This window comes from Xanthobacter autotrophicus ATCC 700552 (assembly GCF_043194565.1).
GTDB lineage: Bacteria > Pseudomonadota > Alphaproteobacteria > Rhizobiales > Xanthobacteraceae > Xanthobacter > Xanthobacter autotrophicus_F.
The window spans coordinates 151,095-175,816 of record NZ_JBAFVS010000011.1 but is presented as its reverse complement, the minus strand read 5'-3'; the positions used below and the strand labels follow the sequence as shown (position 1 = coordinate 175,816).

At 67.5% G+C, this 24,722-nt stretch carries 21 protein-coding genes; 5 read left to right on the top strand and 16 right to left on the bottom strand.

All coding sequences use genetic code 11. From position 1 onward, the window contains the following. Positions 1-54 precede the first annotated feature (54 nt). The 4 genes from V5F48_RS13910 to V5F48_RS13895 form a co-directional block, all read right to left on the bottom strand. The gene (locus tag V5F48_RS13910; protein ID WP_394259192.1) at positions 55-924 is read right to left on the bottom strand and encodes a type 1 glutamine amidotransferase; all 870 of its coding nucleotides are present in this window, start codon (positions 922-924) and stop codon (positions 55-57) included. A 140-nt stretch (positions 925-1,064) separates the two neighbouring features. Further along, complete coding sequence (locus V5F48_RS13905) at positions 1,065-1,985, bottom strand: DMT family transporter (protein ID WP_394259191.1); 921 nt, start codon at positions 1,983-1,985, stop codon at positions 1,065-1,067. Positions 1,986-1,999: 14 nt separating this feature from the next. Continuing rightward, positions 2,000-2,752: an SDR family NAD(P)-dependent oxidoreductase gene (locus V5F48_RS13900; protein WP_394259190.1), complete on the bottom strand. Its 753-nt coding sequence runs from the start codon at positions 2,750-2,752 to the stop codon at positions 2,000-2,002. Positions 2,753-3,208: 456 nt separating this feature from the next. Beyond that, positions 3,209-3,700, bottom strand: a complete 492-nt coding sequence (locus tag V5F48_RS13895; protein WP_394109236.1) for a MarR family winged helix-turn-helix transcriptional regulator — start codon at positions 3,698-3,700, stop codon at positions 3,209-3,211. Between the two features lie 252 nt (positions 3,701-3,952). Between V5F48_RS13895 and metX the strand changes: the two genes are divergently transcribed. Together metX and metW are read left to right on the top strand one after the other, a co-directional pair. Then, a complete protein-coding gene (metX, locus tag V5F48_RS13890; RefSeq protein ID WP_394259189.1) occupies positions 3,953-5,173 on the top strand; it encodes a homoserine O-acetyltransferase MetX in 1,221 nt (406 codons plus the stop codon). Position 5,174: 1 nt separating this feature from the next. Then, positions 5,175-5,843, top strand: coding sequence for a methionine biosynthesis protein MetW (metW, locus tag V5F48_RS13885; RefSeq protein WP_394259188.1), 669 nt, complete (start codon positions 5,175-5,177; stop codon positions 5,841-5,843). A gap of 227 nt (positions 5,844-6,070) precedes the next feature. Here metW and rpe read toward each other — a convergent pair whose 3' ends face one another. The 8 genes from rpe to V5F48_RS13845 form a co-directional block, all read right to left on the bottom strand. Continuing rightward, positions 6,071-6,763 (bottom strand): ribulose-phosphate 3-epimerase, encoded by a 693-nt coding sequence (gene rpe / locus V5F48_RS13880; RefSeq protein WP_394259187.1) that lies wholly within the window; start codon positions 6,761-6,763, stop codon positions 6,071-6,073. Positions 6,764-7,031: 268 nt separating this feature from the next. Next, a complete protein-coding gene (gene fba / locus V5F48_RS13875; RefSeq protein WP_394259186.1) occupies positions 7,032-8,096 on the bottom strand; it encodes a class II fructose-bisphosphate aldolase in 1,065 nt (354 codons plus the stop codon). Between the two features lie 220 nt (positions 8,097-8,316). Beyond that, positions 8,317-10,419, bottom strand: a complete 2,103-nt coding sequence (tkt, locus tag V5F48_RS13870) for a transketolase (RefSeq protein WP_394259185.1) — start codon at positions 10,417-10,419, stop codon at positions 8,317-8,319. Between the two features lie 387 nt (positions 10,420-10,806). Beyond that, a complete protein-coding gene (locus tag V5F48_RS13865; RefSeq protein ID WP_394259184.1) occupies positions 10,807-11,682 on the bottom strand; it encodes a phosphoribulokinase in 876 nt (291 codons plus the stop codon). Positions 11,683-11,720: 38 nt separating this feature from the next. Continuing rightward, the gene (locus V5F48_RS13860; RefSeq protein WP_394259183.1) at positions 11,721-12,782 is read right to left on the bottom strand and encodes a class 1 fructose-bisphosphatase; all 1,062 of its coding nucleotides are present in this window, start codon (positions 12,780-12,782) and stop codon (positions 11,721-11,723) included. Positions 12,783-12,971: 189 nt separating this feature from the next. Further along, positions 12,972-13,925: a CbbX protein gene (gene cbbX / locus V5F48_RS13855; protein WP_394109228.1), complete on the bottom strand. Its 954-nt coding sequence runs from the start codon at positions 13,923-13,925 to the stop codon at positions 12,972-12,974. Between the two features lie 63 nt (positions 13,926-13,988). Continuing rightward, a complete protein-coding gene (locus V5F48_RS13850) occupies positions 13,989-14,390 on the bottom strand; it encodes a ribulose bisphosphate carboxylase small subunit (RefSeq protein ID WP_394259182.1) in 402 nt (133 codons plus the stop codon). Between the two features lie 11 nt (positions 14,391-14,401). Further along, on the bottom strand, positions 14,402-15,868 hold the full coding sequence (locus V5F48_RS13845; protein ID WP_394109226.1) for a form I ribulose bisphosphate carboxylase large subunit: 1,467 nt from the start codon (positions 15,866-15,868) through the stop codon (positions 14,402-14,404). 95 nt (positions 15,869-15,963) lie between these two features. Here V5F48_RS13845 and V5F48_RS13840 point away from each other — a divergent pair, with 95 nt between their 5' ends. Continuing rightward, positions 15,964-16,920 (top strand): LysR family transcriptional regulator, encoded by a 957-nt coding sequence (locus V5F48_RS13840; protein WP_394259181.1) that lies wholly within the window; start codon positions 15,964-15,966, stop codon positions 16,918-16,920. Positions 16,921-17,032: 112 nt separating this feature from the next. On the opposite strand, the gene V5F48_RS13835 is transcribed toward V5F48_RS13840, so the two are convergent. From V5F48_RS13835 to rpmH, 4 genes are all read right to left on the bottom strand, one after another. Continuing rightward, positions 17,033-17,815: an ArsR/SmtB family transcription factor gene (locus tag V5F48_RS13835; protein WP_394109224.1), complete on the bottom strand. Its 783-nt coding sequence runs from the start codon at positions 17,813-17,815 to the stop codon at positions 17,033-17,035. 116 nt (positions 17,816-17,931) lie between these two features. After that, the gene (gene yidC, locus V5F48_RS13830; RefSeq protein WP_394259180.1) at positions 17,932-19,758 is read right to left on the bottom strand and encodes a membrane protein insertase YidC; all 1,827 of its coding nucleotides are present in this window, start codon (positions 19,756-19,758) and stop codon (positions 17,932-17,934) included. Continuing rightward, a complete protein-coding gene (gene rnpA / locus V5F48_RS13825; RefSeq protein WP_394259179.1) occupies positions 19,755-20,363 on the bottom strand; it encodes a ribonuclease P protein component in 609 nt (202 codons plus the stop codon). Before rnpA ends, yidC begins: the two co-directional genes overlap by 4 nt. A 28-nt stretch (positions 20,364-20,391) precedes the next feature. Next, on the bottom strand, positions 20,392-20,526 hold the full coding sequence (gene rpmH / locus V5F48_RS13820; protein ID WP_394109221.1) for a 50S ribosomal protein L34: 135 nt from the start codon (positions 20,524-20,526) through the stop codon (positions 20,392-20,394). Positions 20,527-21,110: 584 nt separating this feature from the next. On the opposite strand from rpmH, the gene V5F48_RS13815 reads away from it, so the two are divergent. After that, a complete protein-coding gene (locus V5F48_RS13815; RefSeq protein ID WP_394259178.1) occupies positions 21,111-22,895 on the top strand; it encodes a glucan ABC transporter ATP-binding protein/ permease in 1,785 nt (594 codons plus the stop codon). A 318-nt stretch (positions 22,896-23,213) separates the two neighbouring features. Next, positions 23,214-24,653 carry a serine hydrolase gene (locus tag V5F48_RS13810; RefSeq protein WP_394259177.1) on the top strand — a complete coding sequence of 480 codons (1,440 nt, stop codon included), beginning with the start codon at positions 23,214-23,216 and terminating at the stop codon, positions 24,651-24,653. Positions 24,654-24,722: the final 69 nt, after the last annotated feature.

Below are 24,722 nucleotides of genomic sequence, written 5' to 3'. Positions count from 1 at the left end.
ACGCCATAGAGCCGGTACCGCTGCTTCAATGGCCGCGCGCCTCAGTTCTGGTCCTTACCCCCGATGACGTCGTGCCCGGCCGGGCACGACCTGCTGCTCGATCCAGTTGGCGATCTCGCGGGTTCGCACGTTCTTGGCAATCACCGCGCCGTCGATCCCATGACGCCAGGCCAGAGCCGCGTTCCCAGGCTCCCGCTCGAAATGCTCGAGATCGGCGATGAACGCGGCTTCCTCGTCCTCATCCAGGAAGAAGCCTTCCGCCACCAGCGACGGGCGAAGTCGTCGGAAGATGGCCGCCATCTCGCGGAACGGATATTCGGGGTGATACTGCACCCCCCAGCAACTCGCGCGACCAGCCTGGAACGCCACCGCCTGGACCTCCGAATGATCATTGGTGGCAAGGAGTTGGGCGCCCTCCGGGAGGGTCTCGACCTCGTCGAGATGCACGGTCATGGCCTCGAATACCGCGGGCTTGCCGACGAACATGGGATGCTGGGCGCCCGCGGCCGTGGTGCGGATGCGCCGGCCGAAGCCCAATTCGCGACCGTTTGGATTGCGCCGCACCGCACCGCCCGCCGCAACGGTCAGCAACTGCAGACCCCAGCAGCTGCCAAAGATCGGCACATCCGTGGTGAAGGCGGCGCGCATGAGGTCGATCTGTTGCGAGATCGCGATGCCGCCGTGATAGATGTTCAGCGAAGAGCCGGTGATGGCGATGCCGTCATAGCCGTCCAGCCCGCCCGCATCGGGCAGGCCCGCCCCGGGATCGGCCGGATAGCAGATGTCCACGGTCACCTGGCCGGGAAAAAGCTCCCGCAGCACTTGCGCATAGCCCTCGCTTGCGGCCTGTCCGCCGAATGTCACCTGGCGGGCACGGGCTTCGGCGGTATTTCCCTCGACGACGAGAAGGCGGGCGGCGGGCATTGGCATCCTTGGGGCTGGGGCCGGGAAGCCTCAAGGGTAAGGGTATTTTTGACCAAAACGAGAAGAGCGCCGCCCGGTCGCGGGCTGTCGAGACCCACCGCGGCCCGCACGGCGCCAGCCAATGTGCCGCGTCGCTGCCATCAGATGCGGCGCGCCCTCGTTTCCATCACCAGCAGATAGCCTCCGGAAGCGATGACGACGCCTGCGCCGGCCAGGGTCCAGGCGCTCGGCACCTGGCCGAACACCAGCCAGCCCAGCGCGATCATGGCGATGATCTGCGTGTAGATATAAGGCGCAAGGGTCGCGGCGGGCGCCCGCGCATGGGCGAGAATCAACAGAAAGTGGCCAACGCCTGCCACCATGCCCAGCTCCAGCATGGCGCCGATGACGAGGGGATCGCGCGGTGTCTCCCAGACAAACGGCAAGGGCAGGCTCGCCGCCACGGAGCCGACCAGCGACGAATAGAACAGCGTCGTTGCGCTCGAGTCGCTCTTGGCCAGCATCCGGGTGGTGATGGCGTAGAGCGCATAGGTGGCGGCCGCGCCGAGGGAGAGGAAGGCGGCAGGATGAATGCCGCCGGCACCTGGCCGTACCACCAGCAGGATGCCGGCGAAGCCGACCAGAATAGCGCACCAGCGCTGCACACCCACGCGTTCGCCCAGCATGGGCCCGGCGAACAGGGCGACGAAGAATGGCACCGAGAACATGATGGACACGGTCTGGTCCAGCTGGAGCACCTGCAGCGCTGTGAAATTGAGCGCCGTGGTGAGGAACAGCATGGCCGAGCGACCGATCTGCAGCAGCGGGCGTCGTGTCTTCAGCAGGCCCGGTACGGTCCAGGGGTTGAACACCACCAGCGAGCAGGCGAAGTGGATGACATAGCGGGCCCACACCACGATGAAGACATTGATGTGTCCGCTCAGCCACTTGGCCGTGGTGTCGGTCACCGCGAAGCTCGCCACTGCAACGCACATGAGGGCGATGCCGACATAAGGGGCCGGAGCCGGGGCGGGCGAGGGGGCGTGTGCCGGAGCGGCTCGGTCTTCTTCCGGCACACGCATGGACAACCCCGGTCTCAGTAGGTGGCGCGACCGCCCGAAAGGTCGAACACGGCGCCGGTGGTGAAGGAGCAATCTGCCGAGGCGGCGAAGGCGATGGTGGCCGCAGCTTCTTCCACGGCCAGGAATCGCCCGCGCGGAATCTTCGACAGCATATAGTCGATGTGCTGCTGGCTGAGCTGGTCGAAAATGGCCGTCTTTGCCGCGGCGGGCGTCACGCAATTCACCGCGATGTCGTATTCCGCCAGTTCCTTGCCCAGCGACTTGGTGAGGGCGATGACCGCGGCCTTCGACGCCGAATAGGCGGAGGCGTTGGGATTGCCTTCCTTGCCGGCGATGGAGGCCACGTTGACGATGCGGCCGTAGCCCTTCGCGATCATGTGCGGCGCCACGGCACGGCAGCAGAAGAAGGGGCCGTCCACATTGATGGCCATCACCTGGTGCCAGGCGTCTTCGGGATACTCCCACAGCTTCATGTTGGGTCCGGCGATGCCGGCATTGTTGATGAGGATGTCGATCTTCCCGAAGGCGGTGATCACCTCGGCCACGCCCTGTTCCACATTTTCACGGCGGGTCACGTCCACGGTCACCGGCATGACACGGGCGCGGCCGAGGTCGTCGGCGGTCTTCACCGCAAGTTCGGTGTCGCGATCGAAGATGGCGACACGGGCGCCGGAGGCGATGAAGCGCTCCACCACGGCGCGGCCGATGCCCTGCGCGCCGCCGGTGACGATAGCGATGCGGTCCTTGAGATCGATGGCGTTGGACATGTTTCCCCCGTCTTGAGCGGCCGTGCCGGCCGTTGTTGGTGGCGGAAGGCAGACCTGCCGGGACTTCATCGCCGCGAAGGTCTGCCTCCCAACTCGAACACGAAGCAGCCGATCGCTGCCCTGTTGCGGAAAGGGCGAACGGCCAGGTGCGTCGCAGTCCATCCCGTCCCCCCGCGCCGGGGGCTGGGTGCCTTGGTGCGCAGTCTGTCTCTAATCGATTGAAATAGCCATACCGTCCGTGCCGGATTCAGGACAAACAGAGTTCGGGCGCCAAACGCGGCGTCGGAACAGCGCGGGGAATGCCGCAGGCCTGATCTGCCGGGAACGGGGCGGGACCCCGGCGAAACGCGGCGTCGGTCGTCTCGCATGGGGCAGGGGTCGTGGACTTCCGCTCGGCCACCCTACGGCATTCAGCCCCGCCGGGCGGTTTCCCGAATCGGTCGGATGGACAGGGGCTCAATTGTCCTCGTCATCCTCGCCGAGGTCGGGCTCGTCGTCGACGCCGCCGTCGGTGCCGAGGCGGTGGGCGAGGTTCTTCTCCACCTTGCGCAGCAGCTTGCGCAGGCGCTTCTTTTCCTTGTTGTCGAGCCCGGCCACCATCTCGCCTTCCAACTGCTCCCACACGCTGTCGATGGAGGCGCCGCGCTCGCGGCCGGCCTCGCTGAGGAAGACCCGCACCAGCCGGCCGTCGCCGTCGGTGGTGCGGCGCTCCACCAGGCCCTGGGTGGTGAGGCGGGCGATGGTCTTCGAAGCCGTGGGCGGGCGCACGCGCAGCGCTCCGGCAAGGTCGCCCATGGTGCGGCCGTCCTGCTCGCACAAAAGCTTCAGCACCGCTTCCTGTCCGGGAAACAGGCCCAGCGTCGCCAGCAGCCGGGCGGACAGCGCCTTCTGCAGCCGTGCGGTATGGGTCAGCCGGTAGCCGATGGTCTTCTGAACCGGATCTTTCATCTCATCCCCCCCGCCCGCCGACCCAGAACGCCAATCCCGAGCGTGTCCCCCACGGCCCTGGGCCGCAGGGGGATGCTCCGGCCGTCTCAGCGGCGGGCTACTTATCCACACGCCGGCTTACAATTTTGCGAAGGTCGCCCATCTATCTGGTTCGCTGCACGGCTTTCTGCCGTGCGGCGCCTGTTTTGTCCCTCTCCCGCGGCGTCCGCGCCGCCGCTTGACAGGCGCGTGTGCGCGTCGCTTGGTTCGCCCATGACTTCTTTCGTCCAACAGGACAATGCCCCGAAAGCTGCCGCCGGACCATCCGCCACCCAGGCGCGGCGCGAGGCGGACGATCCCCACTCCCCGGTGGCGCGCTTCGGCGCCGGCAAGCCGCTGAAGCTCGATGCGGGGGTCGAGCTGTCGCACCTGCAGATCGCCTACCAGACCTATGGCGAGCCCAATGCGGCGCGTTCCAACGCCATCCTGGTGTGCCACGCGCTCACCGGCGACCAGCATGCGGCCAGCCTCAATCCCGTCACCGGCAAGCCGGGCTGGTGGGAGACCCTGGTGGGGCCGGGCAAGCCCATCGACACCGAGCGCTTCTACGTCATCTGCGCCAACGTGCTCGGCGGCTGCATGGGCAGCACCGGGCCGGCCTCCACTCATCCGGTGACCGGCCAGCCCTACGGGCTCGACATGCCGGTGGTGACCATCCGCGACATGGTGAACGCGCAGGCCATGCTGCTGGACCATCTCGGCATCGACCAGCTGCTGTGCGTGGCCGGCGGCTCCATGGGCGGCATGCAGGTGCTGCAATGGGCGGCAAGCTATCCCGAGCGGGTGTTCTCGGCCCTGCCCATCGCCACCGGCGCGCGCCATTCGGCGCAGAACATCGCCTTCCACGAGGTCGGCCGGCAGGCGGTGATGGCCGATCCCGACTGGCGCTCCGGGCGCTATCTCGCCGACGGGGTGACGCCCCATCGCGGGCTCGCCGTGGCGCGCATGGCGGCTCACATCACCTACATGTCGGACCAGTCCCTGCACAACAAGTTCGGCCGTCGCCTGCAGGACCGCGCCATGCCCACCTTCGGGTTTGATGCGGATTTCCAGGTGGAAAGCTATCTGCGGCACCAGGGCGAGAGCTTCGTGCAGCGCTTTGATCCCAATTCCTATCTCTACGTGACCCGCGCCATGGATTATTTCGACCTCGCCGCCGACCACGGCGGCGTACTGGCCAACGCCTTCCGGGGTGCGAAGACCCGCTTCTGCGTGGTCTCCTTCACTTCGGACTGGCTGTTCCCCACGGAGGATTCGCGCGCCATCGTCCATGCGCTCAACGCCTCGGGGGCGAACGTGTCCTTCACCGAGATCGACAGCGACAAGGGCCACGACGCCTTCCTGCTGCACGAGCCCGAACTCACCGCCATCACCCGCGGCTTCCTTGACAGCGCGGCGCGGGCCTTCGGGCTGCCGGCCGCACGGCAGGCCTGAGATGGCGCTCAGGGAAACAGCCCTCGGCGAACCGGTGCTCGATGAAGGCGTGGTGCGCCTGCAGGGCGGGCGCGTCGATCTCGTGGTCGTGGCGGAAATGGTGGCGCCGGGCTCGCGGGTGCTCGACGTGGGCGCGGGCGACGGCGAGTTGCTGGAGCTGCTCGCCACCACGCGGGGCTGCGATGCGCGCGGCATCGAATTGTCCCGCGAGGGCGTGAACGCGGGTGTGGCGCGCGGGCTCGCCGTGGTGCAGGGCGACGCGGACGTGGACCTTGCCCACTATCCCGACGACGCCTTCGACTATGTGATCCTCTCCCAGACGCTTCAGGCCACCCGCCGCCCGCGCTGGGTGCTGGAGCAGATGCTGCGCATCGGCCGCCGTGCCGTGGTGTCGTTCCCCAATTTCGGCCACTGGCGCTCGCGGCTGGACCTCATGGTCAACGGCCGCATGCCGGTGACCGACAACATGCCCATCTCCTGGTACGAGACCCCCAACATCCATTTCTGCACCATCCGCGATTTCGTGGCGCTGGCGGAGCTGCTGGATGCCCGCATCGAAAAGGCGGTGGCGCTGGACTCATCCGGCCACCGGGTGCGGGTGAACATGCCGTGGTGGGTGTGGAACCTGCTCGGCGAGCAGGCGGTGTTCCTGCTGACGCGGAAGGGCTGAGGGGGAACCGGCTTGGCTCCCTCTCCCGCGTGCGGGGGAGGGGTGGGGAGGGGGCTGACGCCCCCAATTTGTCACCACCGCCAGCCCACACTCCCGCTGTCATCCTCCGGCTTGACCGGGGATCCATGCTGCGGACGAGTCGGCTGGCACTCTTCAGGATATGGGATTGCGGACAGGTGGATGCCCCGGTCAAGCCGGGGCATGACGGTGTTGATGTCTGTCCGCCCTCACGCCGCCGCGGCGGTGCCCGTCGCGCTCTCGATCTCGCGCTTCATGGCGGTGATGGTGGCGCCATAATCCCTGGCGCCATAGATGGCGCTGCCGGCCACGAAGGTGTCGGCCCCGGCCGCCGCGATGGCGCCGATATTGTCCACCTTCACGCCGCCATCCACCTCCAGGCGAATATCACGGCCTGAGGCGTCGATGCGCGCGCGGATGGCCTTCAGCTTGTCCAGCGCGCCGGGAATGAAGGCCTGCCCGCCGAAGCCGGGGTTCACCGACATCACCAGCACCAGGTCGAGATGCTCCAGCGTGTAGTCGAGCACGCTCAAGGGCGTCGCCGGATTGAGCACGAGGCCGGATTTCACCCCCTTGGAGCGGATGAGCTGGAGCGAGCGGTCCACATGCTCGCTCGCCTCCGGATGGAAGGAGATGAGGTCGGCGCCGGCGCCCGCGAACGCCTCGATCATGCCGTCCACCGGCTTCACCATGAGGTGCACGTCCACGAAGGCTTTCGTCACCTTGCGCAGGGATTGCAGCACCAGCGGGCCGATGGTGAGGTTGGGGACGTAATGATTGTCCATCACGTCGAAATGAATCCATTCCGCGCCGCCCTCAAGCACCGCTTCCACCTCGGCGCCGAGGCGGGTGAAATCGGCCGAGAGGATGGACGGGGCGATGATGGGATAAGCGCGGGCCATGGGGGTCTCCTCAACGTCAGGATGGGACGGGGCGGCATCTTGCCCCGGCCGACTGGAGCGCCAGCGGAAGGAGAGCCGGGGGCCGGCGCAAAACCACGCCGAAGGCGGCTTCTTCGAGGCGCTCGTAAAGAAGAGCCTGCTGCGCAGAACTCTCCCCTGGACCCCGGATCGGCGCTCCAGCTGCGCTGTCGCTGGTCCGGGGAACGAGGCGGGCGAGCCGCCTCAAGCACTCCTATACGTCACGGCGCCGCGTTGGCGCCAGCAGCACTCAGTGCACCACCTGAGCCAGCTCGCCGGAGGCGTAGCGCTTGGCCATGTCGTCGAGCTCGATGGGGCGGATCTTGTCCGCCTTGCCGGCGGCGCCGAACGCCTCGAAGCGATTGATGCACACCTTCTTGGCCTCTTCCATGGCAGCGGCCAGGAACTTGCGCGGGTCGAATTCGCTTTTGTTCTTCGCGCCCACGCGGCGCATGCCGGCGGTCATGGCGAGGCGGATGTCGGTGTCGATGTTCACCTTGCGCACGCCGTAGCGGATGCCCTCCTGGATCTCCTCCACCGGCACGCCGTAGGTCTCGGGGATCTCACCGCCATAGGTGCGGATTTCCTCCAGCAGCTCCTGCGGCACCGAGGACGAGCCGTGCATCACCAGATGGGTGGTGGGAATGCGCTGGTGGATGGCCTTGACGCGGTCGATGGCGAGGATGTCGCCGGTGGGCTTGCGGGTGAACTTGTAGGCGCCGTGGGAGGTGCCGATGGCGATGGCCAGCGCGTCGCACTGGGTCGCCTTCACGAACTGGGCCGCCTCTTCCGGATCGGTGAGCAGCTTGTCGTGGTCGAGGGCCCCTTCGGCGCCGTGGCCGTCCTCGGCCTCGCCCTTGCCGGTCTCCAGCGAGCCGAGGCAGCCCAGCTCGCCTTCCACCGAGACGCCCACCGCATGGGCCAGCTCCACCACCTTGGCGGTGACGGCGGCGTTGTAGTCATAGTCGGCGGGGGTCTTGCCGTCTTCCTTCAGGGAGCCGTCCATCATCACCGAGGAGAAGCCGGAGCGGATGGCGCCCATGCACACGGCGGGGGAGGCGCCATGGTCCTGGTGCATCACCACCGGGATCTCGGGATAGGCCTCCACGGCGGCGGCGATGAGGTGGCGCAGGAACGCCTCGCCGGCATATTTGCGCGCGCCGGCCGAGCCCTGGAGGATGACCGGGGAGCGCGTGGCGCGGGCCGCGTCCATGATCGCCTTCACCTGCTCCATGTTGTTCACGTTGAAGGCCGGCAGGCCGTAGGAAAGCTCCGCCGCATGGTCGAGCAGCTGGCGCATGGAAACGAGGGCCATTGTCCTCTCCTTTTAAGGTTCAAACCTCGATGTCTGTGTTCCCCGGCCCAGCGACGGCGCAGCCGGAGCGCCGAGCCGGGGTCCAGCGCAAAACCCCTGCGCAGCAGGCAAGACCCGGCGGCGCCTGTCTCAAGGGCCGCCTTCGGCGTAGTCGTGCGCTGGATCCCGGCTCTCCTTCCACTGCGCTTGCGCTCCGCTTCAGTCGGCCGGGAAGCAAACCTCACCCCACCGCCCGGCGGACCGCCTCGGCCACCTTCTCGACGGTGAAGCCGAACAGGGGCCACAGGTCCTTCTCGGGGGCGGATTCGCCGAAGCGGTCGATGCCGATCACGGTGACGCCCTCCTCGCGGGTGCCGGTCAGGCCGCGCCAGCCACGGGTGACGCCCGCTTCCACCGCCACCACCGGAACGCCCTTCGGGAACAGTGCGGCGCGCTCGGTCTCGGTCAAAGCCTCGAACCGCTCGCGGCAAGGCATGGAGACGATGCGGGTGGCAATCCCCGCCGTGTCCAGCGCCTCGGCCGCCGCCACCGCCAGCTTCACCTCCGAGCCGGTGGCGACGAGGATGGCGCGGGCCACCCCCTCGCTCTCGCGCAGCACGTATCCGCCGCCGGAAATCGCCGCCACCTGCGCGTCCGAGCGCGGCCACACCGGCAGGTTCTGGCGTGACAGGATGAGGGCGGAGGGGCCGTCGGTGCGGGTGAGGGCGGCATGCCAGGCGGTGAGCGTCTCCACCGTGTCGCAGGGCCGCCACACGTCGAGGTTGGGGATGAGGCGCAGGCTCTCCACATGCTCCACCGGCTGGTGGGTGGGGCCGTCCTCGCCGAGGCCGATGGAATCATGGGTGAGGATGTAGATCACCCTCTGGCCCATGAGCGCGCTCATGCGCATGGCGTTCCGGGCATAGTCCGAGAACACCAGGAAGGTGGCCACGAACGGGATGAAGCCGCCGTGCAGGGCGATGCCATTGGCCATGGCCGACATGCCGAACTCGCGCACGCCGTAATAGATCTGGTTGCCCGCCGGGTCCCGCGTCACCGGCACCGCGCCGGGGAAAGTGGTGAGGTTGGAATGGGCGAGGTCCGCCGAGCCGCCAAGAAATTCCGGCACCGCCGGGGCCAGCGCCGCGAGGGCCTGCTGGCTCGCCTTGCGGGTGGCCACCGTCTCGGCCTTCTCCAGGGTGGTCTTCAGGGCCGCCGCATAAGTGTCGGCGAACACCGGGGAGAGGTCGCCCTTCAGGCGGCGGCGGAACTCGGCCGCCTCCTTGGGATAGGCGCGGGCATAGGCCTCCATGCGGGCCTCCCACGCCTGCTGGCGCGCGGCACCCACCTTGCGGGCGTCCCACTGGGCATAGATGTCCGCCGGGATCTCGAAGGGGGCGTAATCCCAGCCCATGGCGGCGCGGGTGCGGGCGATCTCGTCCGGCCCGAGCGGGGCGCCGTGGGTGTCCTGGTGGCCCTGCTTGGTGGGCGCGCCGCGGCCGATGATGGTCTTGCAGCAGATCAGCGAGGGCTTGGAGGTCTCGGCCAGCGCCGCCTCGGTGGCGGCGCGCACGGCGGCGGGGTCGTGGCCGTCCACGTTGCGCACCACGTGCCAGCCATAGGCCTCGAAGCGGGCCGGGGTGTCGTCGGCGAACCATTCCTCGACCTTGCCGTCGATGGAGATGCCGTTGTCGTCATAGAAGGCGACCAGCTTGCCGAGGCCGAGCCGGCCGGCCAGCGAGCAGGCCTCGTGGCTCACGCCCTCCATGAGGCAGCCGTCGCCGAGGAAGACGAAGGTGCGGTGATCGACGATGGCGAGGCCCGGCCGGTTGAACTGGGCGGCGAGGGTCCTTTCTGCCAGCGCCATGCCCACCGCATTGGCGAGGCCCTGGCCGAGCGGCCCGGTGGTGGTCTCCACGCCGGGGGTCATGCCGAGTTCGGGATGGCCGGGGGTGCGCGAATGGACCTGCCGGAAGCGCTTCAGCTCCGCCACCGGCAGGTCGTAGCCGGTGAGGTGGAGCAGCGCGTAGATCAGCATGGAGCCGTGCCCGTTGGACAGCACAAAGCGGTCGCGGTCGGGCCATGCGGGGTCGGCCGGATTGTGGCGCAGATGCTCGCGCCACAGCACGGCGGAGATTTCGGCCATGCCCAGCGGCGCGCCGGGATGGCCGGATTTCGCCTGCTCCACCCCGTCCATGGCGAGCGCGCGCAGGGCCGCCGTCACCGGCCACGCGAGGGAGCCCGGGGTGCGATCCAGCGCCGGGACGGCGTCGGCGGCGGTGGCGCTCGCTGAGGTGGCGCTCGCCGAGGTCATGGCCTGGGTGGTGCTGGCGTGAGCGGTCATGGCTCGTCTCCCTTCAACCTTCATTGCCCCTTCGCAGTCGTCCCGCCTGCCCCGGCGCGGGGGAGGGGTGGGGAGGGGGGTGCCATCACCATCGGTCCGGTAGCGCAAGGCTGGCGGCACCAGACCCCTCGCGCGCCTCCCCGCGCGGGGAGGAAAATCGTGCGCCGAAAAGCGAGGCGGGGAGGGCGGCAGCCACGCATCCGAAAGACCCCTAAGGCTGGGCTCCCGGACGTGCCGCCCTCCCCCTCACCCTTCCCCCGGCGCGGGGAAGGGGAAGCGTGCGCCTTGTCCCGACGGCCCCGGTCTTCGACCGGCGCCGAGGGGGGCGCTCAATGACCGCGCGGGCTTAACCAAAGGCCGGCGGGCGTGACTCTCCGGCCTTTGCGATCAGCCGGCGCGGCGTTTCCTGTCGATCAGCTTCATGATCAGCGGCGTCAAAAGGAGCTGCATGGCGAGATCCTGCTTGTTGCCGGGGATGACGATGGAGTTCGCCCGCGACATGAAGCTGTCGTGGATCATCGACAGCAGGTACGGAAAATCGATGCCGTGGGGATCGCGGAAGCGGATCACCACCATGGATTCGTCCGGCGTCGGGATCCAGCGCGCGGCGAACGGGTTGGAGGTGTCCACCGTGGGCACGCGCTGGAAGTTGATGTCGGTCTCGGTGAATTGCGGGCAGATGTAGCGCACGTAATCGGGCATGCGCCGCAGGATGGTGTCGGTGACATCTTCCGTGGAATAGCCGCGGGTGGACTTGTCGCGATGGATCTTCTGGATCCATTCGAGATTGATCACCGGAACCACGCCGATCTTGAGGTCGGCATGCTGGGCCAGGTTGATCTCGTCGGTCACCACGGCGCCGTGCAGGCCTTCGTAGAACAGAAGGTCGGTGCCGCCTTCCACGTCTTCCCACCCGGTGAAGCAGCCGGGCTCGGTGCCGTAGAGCTTGGCCTCGTCCGCATCATGCACATAGTGCCGGGCGCGGCCGGAGCCGGTGGCGCCATAGTCCTTGAACAGGGTGCCCAGCTCGTCGAGCAGGTTGGTGTCGGGCGAGAAATGGCTGAAATGGCGGTTGCCCTTGGCGGCCTCGGCGGCCATCAGCTCGCGCATCTCCAGGCGGTCGTAGCGATGGAAGGCGTCGCCTTCCACATAGGCGGCCTTGACCCCTTCGCGGCGGAAGATCTGGTCGAAGGTGCGCTTCACGGACGTCGTCCCGGCGCCCGACGAACCGGTGACGACGATGATGGGATGCTTGATGGACATGGAGTGCTCGGCTCTTCTTGTGTCGTTGCTGCGCGGGATCAGATGAACAGGCCGCGCCGCGCGAACAGCGGCGAGCGCTCGCCGTGGCCGGAGGGCTCCAGGTGATAGCGGGCGGCGCGGGCCACCTCGTCGCGCGAGCCAAAGATGAAGGGCACGCGCTGGTGCAGGCTGGTGGCCGACAGGTCGAGGATGGCGCCGCGGCCGTCGATGGCCGAGCCCTGGGCCTGTTCCATCAGGAAGGCCACGGGGAAGGCTTCGTAGAGCAGGCGCAGGCGCCCGTGGGTGTAGCCCTTGCGGCCGTCGCCGGGATAAAGATAGATGCCGCCGCGCTGGAAGATGCGGTGCGCATCCGCCACCATGGACGCCACCCAGCGCATGTTGAAGTCGCGCTCGCGCGGACCCTTCTTGCCGGCCAGGCAATCGTCCACATAGGCGCGGATCGGATCGTCCCAGTGGTGGTAGTTCGACATGTTGATGGCGAACTCGGCCGCGTCTTCCTTCACCCGCGCCGCCGCGTTCACGAGGCGGAAGGTGCCCTCCCGATCAAGGGCGAAGTGCCAGGTGCCGGCGCCCACCGTGAGCATCAGCGCCGTGTGCGGCCCGTAGATCACATAGCCGGCGGCGAGCATGTCGCGCCCGTTCTGCAGGAAGGCGCCCGCGCTGGCGGCGTCGGTGCCTTCCTGGTGCGGGAACACGGCGAAGATGGTGCCCACGGAAATATTGGTGTCGATGTTGGACGAGCCGTCGAGCGGGTCGATGGCCACCAGCAGCGGGGCTGCGGGATCGAGCAGCACCGGCGCGTCGTTTTCCTCGGAGGCGACGGCGGCCACCGGGGCGGCCCGCAGGGCGTCGATGACCATGTCGTTGGAGATGATGTCGAGCGCCTTCTGGCCCTCGCCGGCTTCGCCGGACGACAGGGTGCGCGCGAGGTCGCCGGCAAGCGGCCCCTCGGCGATGGCGCGGGCGAGCTGGATCGAGCCTGCGGCCAGCGCCTTGAGGGTCGTGGCGACATCGCGGCGGCGGGCGTCCTCGCCCGCCCATTCCTCGAGCGCGCAGGCAAGCGTGATGGAGGGCGCGGCCCGATGATCGGCGGTTGGCATGGCGGTCGTCTCCCTGGAGCACGCCCCGCTCGGATTGCGTCGCAATCGGCGCGGTGAATCGTGCTCTTTCCTTGGTTTAGAGGCGAATTCACCGCTCAGGCTGTGACAGCCTGGGCGGATCCGCCCCTAAGGATCCTCTCCGCGCGACCCGTTCGGCGGGCCGTCATCGGTGTTTTTGGTCCCGCGGCCTTATTCGCTGCGGGGCTTGTAGTCGGGGGCGTCGATGCCCCCCGAGAACACGCGGCTGGCGCGGACATCGCCTTCGGTGATGGTCGAAAGCGACGCGCGGTCGGCAAGGCCCCCCTCCTCGAACAGGCGCAGCGACAGGCGCAGGCGCATGCGGTCGAGGGCGTTGCGGATGGACCGCGCATTGGCGAAATTGGGCTGCGCGCGGCGCTTGGTCACATACTCTTCCAGCGCCACCTCGGCCTGCGGACTGAAGGTGTAGTCGGACGCCTCCGCCATGGTCCGGGCGATGGAGACCAATTCGTCGTCCTCGTAGTCGGGGAAGTCGATGTGGTGGGCGATGCGCGAGCGGAAGCCGGGATTGCTCTCGAAGAAGCGATCCATGCGGTCCTTGTAGCCGGCGAGGATCACGACCAGATCATCCCGCTGGTTTTCCATGACCTGGAGCAGGATCTCGATGGCTTCCTGACCGTAATCCCGCTCGTTCTCGGGCCGGTACAGATAATAAGCCTCGTCTATGAAAAGGACCCCGCCCATGGCTTTCTTAAGAATCTCTTTTGTTTTCGGTGCCGTGTGGCCGATATATTGACCCACGAGATCGTCCCGCGTCACCGAGACAAGATGACCCCGGCGCACATATCCCAGACGATGAAGGATCTGCGCCATCTTGAGGGCGACGGTGGTCTTGCCGGTACCGGGATTGCCGGTGAAGGCCATGTGCAGGGTCGGCGCACCGGAGGTCAGGCCCAGGCTCTCGCGGGCGCGGCCGATGACCAGGTGGGCGGCAATCTCGCGGATGCGGCGCTTGACCGGCTTCAGGCCGATGAGGTCGGCCTCGAGTTCGGCCAGGAATTCAGGGACTTCGCTCTCGACAAAGAGAGAGCCGAGGTCGAGCTTGCCCTCGGCGGCCTCTGCCGGCAACGCGGCGGTCGGTGCGGAAAAGGCTGTGTTGAGCATCGCTCGAACCTCGGCTGAAGTTGCGCGGTGGGAACGGCCGCGCTGGTGAAGCAGGTGACAGGATCAGCCGGCGGAATACTGCCGGTGGTGCATGGAATAGTGCTGGGTGCGGCCGGGGCCTTCGGTGCGTTCCAGCCGGAAACCGTCTTCCACCGGCGGGCGCTGGACGATGAAGGACAGACGCACGGTCTCCCATCCGCGGGTGGAGTCGAAGGCGTTCACCCGCACATAGCGCGTGGGGAAGGCGTTGCGGCAGCCGTCGATCTCACCGACGACGCCGGCGGCGTCGCGCAGGTCGAACATGGGCGGGCCCCACATTTCCCAATAGGTGTTGCGCGGGTGCGGGTCGTCCGTGTGTTCCACCGAGACCGCCCAGCCCTGGTCCAGGCAATATTGCACCTGGGCGCGGACCTGGACCGGGGTGAGGTCCGGCAGGAAGGAGAAGGTGCCTTGGGTGATGCGCATGGTTCCTCTCCTCAGGCCACGGACGCGGTGGGAACGAAGTCGGACGTGTCGGTGGAGGCGTAGTTGAAGGTCACCTCGCCCCAGGTATCGAGGGCGGCGCGCAGCGGGCTGCACCACTTGGCGGCCTCGATGAGGATTTCGGGACCCTCGTTCTTGATGTCCCGGCCCTCGTTGCGGGCGAGGATCATGGTTTCCAGCGCGACGCGGTTGGCGATGGCGCCGGCCTGGATGCCATCGGGATGGCCGATGGTGCCGCCGCCGAACTGCAGCACCACGTCCTCGCCGAACAGGTCGATGAGCTGGTGCATCTGGCCGGCATGGATGCCGCCGGAGGCCACCGGCATCACCTTGCGCAGGCCGGCCCATTCCTGGTCGAAGAAGATGCCGCGGGTATAGTCGGTCTTGGTCGTCGTCTCGCGGCAGACGTTGTAATAGCCCTGCACGGTCATGGGGTCGCCTTCCAGCTTGCCCACCGCGGTGCCGGTGTGCAGATGGTCGACGCCGGCCAGGCGCAGCCACTTGGCGATGACGCGGAACGAGATGCCGTGGCCCTTCTGGCGCGTGTAGGTGCCATGGCCCGCACGGTGCATGTGCAGGAGCATGTCGTTCTCGCGGCACCAGTTGGAGATGGACTGGATCGCGGTCCAACCGACGATGAGGTCCACCATGACCACGATGGAGCCCAGCTCCTTGGCGAACTCGGCGCGGCGGTACATCTCTTCCATGGTGCCGGCGGTGATGTTGAGGTAGTGCCCCTTCACCTCGCCGGTCTCGGCCTGGGCCTTGTTGACGGCCTCCATGCAATAGAGGAAGCGGTCGCGCCAGTGCATGAAGGGCTGCGAGTTGATGTTCTCGTCGTCCTTCACGAAGTCGAGGCCGCCCTTGAGCCCCTCATAGACCACGCGGCCGTAGTTCTTGCCGGAGAGGCCGAGCTTGGGCTTGGTGGTGGCGCCCAAAAGCGGGCGGCCGAACTTGTCGAGGCGCTCGCGCTCCACCACGATGCCGGTGGGCGGGCCGCGGAAGGTCTTCACATAGGCCACCGGCAGGCGCATGTCTTCGAGACGGCAGGCCTTGAGCGGCTTGAACGAGAAGACGTTGCCGATGATCGACGCGGTCAGGTTGGCGATGGAGCCTTCCTCGAACAGGTCGAGGTCGTAGGCGACCCAGCAGAAATACTGCCCCGGCTGGTTCGGCACCGGCTCCACCTTGTAGGCCTTGGCGCGGTACATGTCGGCGGCGGTGAGGCGGTCGGTCCACACCACGGTCCAGGTGGCGGTGGAGCTTTCGCCCGCGACGGCCGCGGCGGCTTCCACCGGGTCCACGCCGTCCTGGGGGGTGATGCGGAACAGGCCGAGGACATCGGTGTCCTTCGGCTGGTAGTCGCCGTCCCAATAGCCCATCTGGGCATATTTGAGCACGCCGGCGGCGTACCTCTTCTTGGCGTCCTTGATCTGCCCGATGGCGGCGTCGGCACCCATGATGGCGGCCCTCCTTGCTTGTTGGAGGGACCTTGCCCCACCGCCTGATTTAGGTAAATTTGAATGATATGAACTGAGCATTCAGGAAATCTGAAATGGCCACCCACTGGACCCTGAAGCAGCTGCGCCTGGTGGCCCTTGCCGCGGCCTCCGGCTCCTATGCCAAAGCCGCGCAGGACATGGGTTTGAGCCCGCCGGCGGTGACCGCGCAGATGAAGGCGCTGGAGGAGGCCCTGGGCGTGCCCGTATTCGAGCGGGTCGACGGCCGGCTGCGACCGACCGCCGCTGGCGCGGAGCTTCTGGCCGCCCAGCAGCGCATCGCCCACGCCCTCCAGGAGGCGGAGCGGGCGATTTCGGCGCTGAAAAGCCCCGAGCGCGGCTCGGTGGTGGTGGGGGTGGTCTCCACCGCGAAATATTTCGCGCCCATGGCGCTGGCGGCATTCCGCAAGCGCCGGCCGGAGATCGAGCTGAAGCTCATGATCGGCAACCGGGAGGAGATCATCTCCGGCCTGGTGAGCCTGGATTTCGACGTGGGCATCATGGGCCGTCCGCCGGCGGAACTGGAGGCGGAGACCCAGATCCTCGGCGACCATCCCCATGTGGTCATCGCGCCGCCCGAGCACCGGCTCATCGGGCGTCGAATCACCCCGGCGGACCTTGCGAAGGAGCCGCTGCTGGTGCGCGAGCCGGGATCGGGCACCCGCGTTCTGATGGAGCGGGTATTCGAGGAAGCGGGCATCGCACAGCCCGCCATCGCCATGGAGATCGGCTCCAACGAGACCATCAAGCAGGCGGTGATGGCGGGGCTGGGCCTCTCCTTCATCTCCGCCCACACGGTGGCGGCGGAGGTGGCGGACGGCCGGCTCAAGGTGCTGGAGGTTCAGGGCCTGCCGGTGGTGCGCCAGTGGCTGGTGGTGCGGGCGAAGGACAAGCGCCTGTTGCCGGCGGGGCGGGCGCTGCTGGATTTCCTCGCCCGGGAGGGCGGCAACTTCCTGCCGCAGATGCCGGAAGGCGAGGGCGGCCGCTGCTTCCTGCCGCAGGCTCGCGCCTAGAGCATTTCCCGCTTTCATGGAATCAGGGAGACGCTCCAGATCTTCGATCTGACGCGTTTCCTTCAAGCGAACCGGTATCCACGTCGCTCGGAAGCGCTCTCGGCGCGGTCTGTCAGGCGGCCGGCGCGGCCAGCTGGAAGGGCTCGCCCGTCTCAACCAGGGTCTTGAGCCGGGACAATCCTTCCGGCCAGCCATGCACCACGGCCTTGGAGGTTGCCGTCTCTCCATCGAAATCATCGTGGGTGAGCGTCAGCTTGCAGGCATCAGCGCCGATCGGCGCGATCTCCCACGTGACCCGCGAAGGCTGATCCGCCGCGACGTCCGGTGCCCACTGGGCGTGGAAGGACAGGACAAGGCGATGCGGTGGTTCCATTTCCAGGATGGTGCAGGCGATGACCTGCCGGTCGCCCATGTAATAGGTCCGCGCGCCGCCGGGCCGCCATTCGGTCCGGCTGGTCATGTTGAAGTGCTCATAGAGCGGCGTCTTGGCGTCGTCGGTAAGGACGTCCCACAGGGCTTGAGGCGTCGCCTTGATAAACAGCTCGTAGACGTGCTTCGGCGTGGCGGAACTCATTGGATTATTCTCCAAAAAAAGCTTCAGGCCTGTCATTGCCGCCACGTGCGGCGCGGCATAACGGGAAATCCAGCGGTCGGCGACGAGCCGGATGGGAACCGGGTTGAGGTAGTGGTGCTTCTCGCGGCCCACTTTCCGGGTTAGGAGGAGATGCGTTTCCTCCAGCACCTTGAGGTGTTTCATCACGCCGAAGCGGGTGAGGGTGGTGTGCGGCTTCAGCGCCTGCTCCAGCTCGCCCAGCGTCCGGCCATCCCGCTCCCGCAGCAGATCAAGCACCGTTCGCCGGACGGGATGGGACAGGGCGGCGAAGACGTCATCCATACGTTGATTATGTTCCAAAATAGTCACGTGTCAATATGGTCACCTATTCCCGCAAAACAGAAGCGCCGCGCTCCGAGGAGCGCGGCGCTTTGATCCCATTGGAAACGGCGGTGTGGCTATCCCTTGGCCGGCTGCTTCTTCTTGAAGGCCGACCTGATGTTGTCCCACAGCTCGATCTTCACGCCGTGGCGCTTCATGATCATGGCCTGCTGGCTGACCGAGAGGGTGTTGTTCCACGCCCAGTAGATCACCAGGCCGGCGGCGAAATGGGCCAGCATGAAGGTGAAGATGATGGGCATCCAGTTGAAGATCATCTGCTGGGTGGGGTCCGGCGGGGCCGGGTTCAGCTTCATCTGCACCCACATGGTGACGCCCATGATGATGGGCCAGGCGCCGAGCATGAGGTAGGACCCCACCACCGGAACCGAGGACGGATCCCACGGGATGAGCCCGAACAGGTTGAAGATGGTGGTCGGATCGGGGGCGGAGAGGTCGCGGATCCAGCCGAAGAAGGGCGCGTGCCGCATCTCGATGGTCACGAACAGCACCTTGTACAGGGCGAAGAAGACCGGGATCTGGATCAGGATGGGCAGGCAGCCCGCCACCGGATTGATCTTCTCCTTCTTGTACAGCTCCATCAGCGCCTGCTGCTGCTTCACCTTGTCTTCAGTGTAGCGCTCGCGGATGGCGGTCACTTCCGGCTGCACCGCCTTCATCTTCGCCATGGAGGCGTAGGACTTGTTGGCGAGCGGGAAGAACAGGCCCTTCAGCGCCACGGTGATGATCAGGATGGCGACGCCGAAATTGCCCACCAGGCGATACAGCCAGTCGATGGCAAGGAACAGCGGCTTGGTGATGAAGTAGAACCAGCCCCAGTCGATGAGCAGGTCGAAGCGGTCGATGCCGTACCGCGTCTTGTAGCCGTCCACCACCTGCACCACCTTGGCGCCGGCGAACAACTGGCCCTTCGCGGCGATGGTGCCGCCGGGCTCCACGGTGAGGGGGGCGGCCAGATAGTCGGCCTGGAAGGTCTGGGTGCCGGCGAAGGTGGAGGTGGAGAACTTGGCGTCCACCTTCACGCTCTGGTCGGGGATGACGGTGGCCGCCCAATATTTGTCGGTGATGCCCAGCCAGCCGCCGGTGGCGGAGAAGGTGTGGGGCTTCTCCTTGTCCATCTTGGCGTAGGTGATCTCCTGCAGGCCGCTTTCGCCCAGCACGCCGATGAGGCCTTCGTGCAGGATGTAGAAGCCCTCGACCTTGGGCAGGCCATGGCGGGAGACGAGGGCGTAGGGGTAGAGCGTCACCGCCGCGCCGGTCTTGTTCTCCACCTCGTCCTTCACCGCGAACATGTAGTGGTCGTCGATGGTGTAGGTGCGGTGGAAGATCAGGCCCGCGCCATTGTCCCAGGTGAGGGTGAGCGGGGTCTTCTCGGTCAGCGTGCCGCTGGCGGTCCACACTGTATCGGCTCCCGGCACCTTGACGCCGGTGCCGGCGGCCGCGGTCCAGCCGAACTCCGCATAGAAGGGATGGGGCGCGCCGGAGGGGGACAGGAGCACGATGTTCGGGCTCTTGGGGTCCACCGTCTCGTGGTACTCGGTGAGCAGCAGGTCATCCACGCGGCCGCCCTTGAGCGCGATGGAGCCCTTGAGGCGCTCGGTCTCGATGGCGGTGCGGGGGGTCAGGGCGAGGGCTTCCTCGCGGGTCAGGGGCCGCGCCGGGACAGGGCTCCCCGCCTGCGGCACGCCGGCGGAGCCGGGTGTGGCTCCCGGCGTCGCGCCGGGCGTTGCGCCCGGGGTCTGCTGCTGCACCTCCTGCGAGATGCGCTGCTGCTCGGCCGCCTGGCGCTGGCGCTCGGCCTGTGGAATGCCGAAGAAGAACTGCCAGCCAATGAGGATCGCCAGCGACAGGCCGATGGCGATGAACATGTTGCGGTTGTCACTCATGCCGGAAGGCCTCCGTCGGCGGGCGTCGGCTTAATGTCGTCGGATGGGGGGGTGGGCGCGCCGGCCGCAGCGCCGGCCCCTCCGGTGGACGCGGTGTGCTCCGGCCGGCCTTCCGCCTTGCGGGCGCCGTGCGGAGCATTGGGCTTGGGTGCGGTGGGCGCGAGTGCACCTGTCTCTGGCGCGCCAGACTTGGGCGCGCCGGTGTTGGGCGTAAAGCTCTTTGGCGTAGAGCTCTTGGGGCCGCGTGTTCCGGCATCCGGGACTTTGGGCGTGTGGACTTTGGGCGTGTGGACCTTGCGCACGCTGCGCTCGATCTCCTGCACCAGGGTCTCGAAGGGGGTGCGCAGCGCGGCTTCGCGCGCCACCAGCACATAGTCGAAGCCGGCGCGGCCCGCCTCGGGAAGAACCCGGCGCACCGCCTCGCGCAACCGGCGGCGGATGCGATTGCGCACCACCGAATTGCCGGTCTTCTTGGTGACCGTGAAGCCCACGCGCACCGTCCCGGCATCGCCGCGATCGCGGCCCTGCATCAGGAACGACGTCGCCCCGGCGCGTTCGGCCTTGGCGGCTGCCAGGAAGTCACGGCGTTTGCGGAGATGATCCAAGCTGGGCAGCTCCGCGAATGTCCACCCCTCAGGCGGACAGGCGCTGGCGGCCGTGGCTGCGGCGGGCGGCGATGATCTTGCGGCCGTTGCGGGTCGCCATGCGCGCACGGAAGCCGTGGCGGCGCTTGCGCACGAGCTTGCTGGGTTGATAGGTGCGCTTCACGGTCAAGTCTCCGGGTATCTTGCGTGGCTTGTGGCATCGGACCCCAGCAGCGAAGCTGCGCCGGCGCATGTCGCCGGTGCCCGCTCGCGCGGCTCGAAAACGAGTTCGACGCGAGCAATGAGGGCTAGGCTCCGGCCGCCGCAGCCGCCTGAGTTCGGGGTCGGCTTATAGGGGCGGGAAGCCCGCGCGTCAATCCGCAGCGTGCGGGGACGGCGGTGCAGAGTGAAAAGAAGCGCCGGTGAACCCTGCCTTCCGCTCCCGCGCCGGCCAACTCCCTCTCCCGCTTGCGGGGGAGGGGTGGGGAGGGGGCAAGGCGCCGGGGTATAATACCGGCGGAGGGGCGGCGGAGATGTCCTGCCCCCACCCTGCCCTCCCCCACCCGAACTCGGCTGTTGCCGAGTTCGGCTCCCAAAGAGCCGAAGCCGGAAAAATCCGGCTTCGGGCGGGAGAGGGTTCACCGGTGCGCCCGGTCACTGCGGCAGACTTCAAAGGGAGAAGCCGCTCCCCGCTTTGATCCACCCCCCTTGCGCCCGCGCCTGCGCTTCGCTCTTGTGGCGGCAGACCGGCACGGGAAGCCTGCGACCATGAGCCTTTTTCGCGTCTATGCCCGCACCATCGGCCTGCTCGGCCCGGAGGCCCGGCTTGGGGCGCTGCTGGTGGTCTCCAACCTGATGCTGGCCATCGCCCAGTTCGCCGAGCCGATCCTGTTCGGCCGCATCGTGGATACGCTGGCCGCCACCAAGGCCGACGGCCGCCTGCCCACCTTTAACGACCTCACTCCCCTGCTCGCTGCCTGGGTGGGCTTCGGCCTGTTCAACATCGGCGCCGGCGTGTTGATCTCGCTGCACGCGGACCGATTGTCCCATCGCCGCCGCCTCGGCATCCTGACGCAATATTTCGAGCACGTGCTGCAATTGCCGCTCAGCTTCCACGGCGAGACCCATTCCGGCCGCCTGCTGAAGGTGATGCTGGAGGGCGTGGATTCCCTGTGGGGCCTGTGGCTCTCCTTCTTCCGGCAGGATTGCGCCGCCATCATCTCGCTGGTGGTGCTGGTGCCCGTGGGCATCTGGATCAACTGGCGGCTGGGCCTGGTGCTGATGGTGCTGATGGCGGTATTCGGCGTGGTCACCGGCTATGTCATTCGCCGGACCGAGGCCATGCAGCGGGAGGTGGAGGAATATAATTCGGACCTCGCCGAGCAGACCTCCGACGCACTGGGCAACGTGGCGGTGATCCAGAGCTACACCCGCACCGAGGCCGAGGTGTCCGGCCTCAAGGCCACGGTGAACCGGGTGCTGGCGGTGCAGATCCCGGTGTTGTCCTGGTGGGCCCTGGTGTCCATGGCGACCAAGGCGGCGACCACGCTCACCATCCTCGCCATCCTGCTCATCGGCACCTGGCTCTATCTCAACAACATGGCCGCCATCGGCGATATCGTCACCTATGTGGCCTTTGCCAACATGCTCATCGGCCGGCTCGACAATACGGTGAGCTTCTTCAACCAGCTCATGATGTCGGCCCCGCAGCTCGCCCAGTTCTTCGAGGTGCTGGACACGGTGGGCTCGGTGCGCGACCGGCCGGGGGCGAAACCGCTGCCGCAGGTGGCCGGCGACGTGGTGTTCGACGACGTCTCCTTCTCCTACGACGGCAAGCGCACGGCGGTGGAGGACGTTTCCTTCCATGCGGCGCCGGGCCAGACCTTCGCCTTCGTGGGCACCACGGGGGCGGGCAAGTCCACCGCCCTGGCGCTGCTGCACCGGGTATTCGACCCGCAGTCGGGATCGATCCGCATCGACGGCGTGGATATCCGCGACGCGACGCTGTCCTCCCTGCGCCATGCCATCGGCGTGGTGTTCCAGGAGCCGCTGCTGTTCAACCGCTCCATCGAGGACAATCTGCGGGTCGGCAAGCCCGACGCCACCGAGGCCGAGATGCGGGAGGCGCTGTCCCGCGCCCAGGCGCTGGAGCTGGTGGAGCGCAATCCCCTCGGCCTCAAGGCGGTGGTGGGCGAGCGCGGCCGGGCGCTGTCCGGCGGCGAGCGCCAGCGCCTGTCCATCGCCCGCGCCCTGCTGAAGAACCCGCCCATCCTCATCCTCGACGAGGCCACCAGCGCGCTCGACGCCGCAACGGAAGTGAAGGTGCAGGCCGCCCTGGACGAGGTGATGAAGGACCGCACCACCCTGGTCATCGCCCATCGCCTCGCCACCGTGCGCAATGCCGACCGTATCCTGGTGTTCGAGCGCGGCTGCGTGGTGGAGGCCGGTACCTTCGACGAGCTGGTGAACCTCGGCGGCCGGTTCGCCGCCCTCGCCCGCGCCCAGTTCATGACCGGGACGGCAGATGTGGCGCATCCCATCGTGGAAACGTAACCGGATGGAAAGGTTTTCAGGATCGGGATTCCGGCAGTTCCGGGACTGGGGCAAGAATGTGGCAAACAGAACGCCACCGATGGCGCCAATGCTTGGCTTCCTCCGCCCTCTTGCGCCTTTCCCGGCGGGGCGAAAACGGGTAATGAAGAAACGATATGGTGGCGATCTCTTCTGACTGACACGGGAGTTGAGCGGTTGGCGCGCACGAAATCCAGTCCCGTCGCCCGGGCGACCTCCATCCGTGGAACGTGGCCTGGAACGTGGCTCGGAACGTGGCCTGGACTTTGCCGTGGAACCTGCCTTGGTCTCGCCGCTGCGGTGCTCGGCCTCACGCTCGCAGGTCCCGCGCAGGCCAATCCGGTGCTGCTGGTGGAAGCCGACACCGGCCGCGTGCTGGACCAGAAGGAAGCCGGCCGGCCCTGGCATCCCGCCTCCGTCACCAAGCTGATGACCGTCTACGTGGCGCTCAACGCCGTCAAGAACGGCCGTCTCACCCTGGACACGCCGCTCACCGTCTCGGCCGCCGCGGCCTCCCAGCAGCCCTCCAAGATGGGCTTCAGGCCGGGCACCGTGGTCACCCTCGACAATGCCATGAAGATGGTGCTGGTGAAGTCCGCCAACGACATGGCCTGGGTGGTGGGCGAAGGCGTGGCCGGCTCCATGCCCGCCTTCGTGGCGGAGATGAACACCACCGCCGCCCATCTGGGCATGAGCGGCACCCATTTCGAGAATCCCAACGGCCTGCCGGACCCGGACCAGATCACCACCGCCCGTGATCTCGCCATCCTGGCGCGGGCCATCATCTATCACTTCCCCGAGCACGAGGCCCTGTTCCGCATCCCGGCCATCAAGATCGGCAAGGCGGTGCTGCGCAACTACAACCGCCTGATCGACCGCTATCCCGGCGCCGACGGCATGAAGACCGGCTTCGTCTGCGGCTCCGGCTATAATCTGGTCGCCACGGCCACCCGCGGCAACAAGCGCCTCATCGCCGTGGTGCTGGGCGCCCGCTCGGGTACCGCCCGCACCGAGCAGGCGGCGCTGCTGTTCGAAAAGGGCTTCCAGTCGTCCTGGGGCGTGTTCGGGGCGGCGCAGCCGCTGCTGTCCAACATTTCCAACACCGGTGGCCCGGCCTACGATATGAAGCCCGAGGTCTGCGGCGGCAAGCGCGCGGTGACCGCCTCCGAGGCCGACGACGAGCCCGAGAGCAGCAGCGGGGGCTTTGCCTTCGCCGCGCCGGTGCTGCCCAAGTCCGGCGCCGAGCTGCTGCAGACCCTGCCGCCCTCCATGCCGCCGGTGGTGGTCTATGTGGGCACCCGGGGCGCGCCGCAGGATCTCGCCACGGCCTATCCCGAGGACGAGAAGCCGAAGAAGAAGCCCGCCGCCAAGGACACCAAGCAGGCCAAGACGTCCGGCGGCGCCGAGAGCGCCTCGGCCGAAAGCGGTGACAGCGCCAAGCCTGCGGCCAAGCCGAAGCCCAAGACCGCTGCCAGCAAGCCCGCGACCGCGACCGCCAGCACCGGTGATGAGGCCAAGTCTGCGGCCAAGCCCAAGAGCGCGAGCACATCCGGCGCCAGCACCTCGGGCACCACCACCTCCGGCGAGAAGCCGGCGAGCGGCACCGCCCAGAAGAAGCAGGTGCAGCCCCAGGCGCCGGTCACCGCCGGCTCGGTGCCCGCGCCGAAACCCAAGCCCAAGCCGAAGCCCGCCGAAACCCCGACCGAAAGCGCCGCCCCCGCGCCTAAGCCCGCCACCTGAGGCTTGAGCTGGGCCGGCCAGAGCCAGCCGCCACCTGAGCTGCGCGCCGCGTCCCGCAGGCTCCGTCGT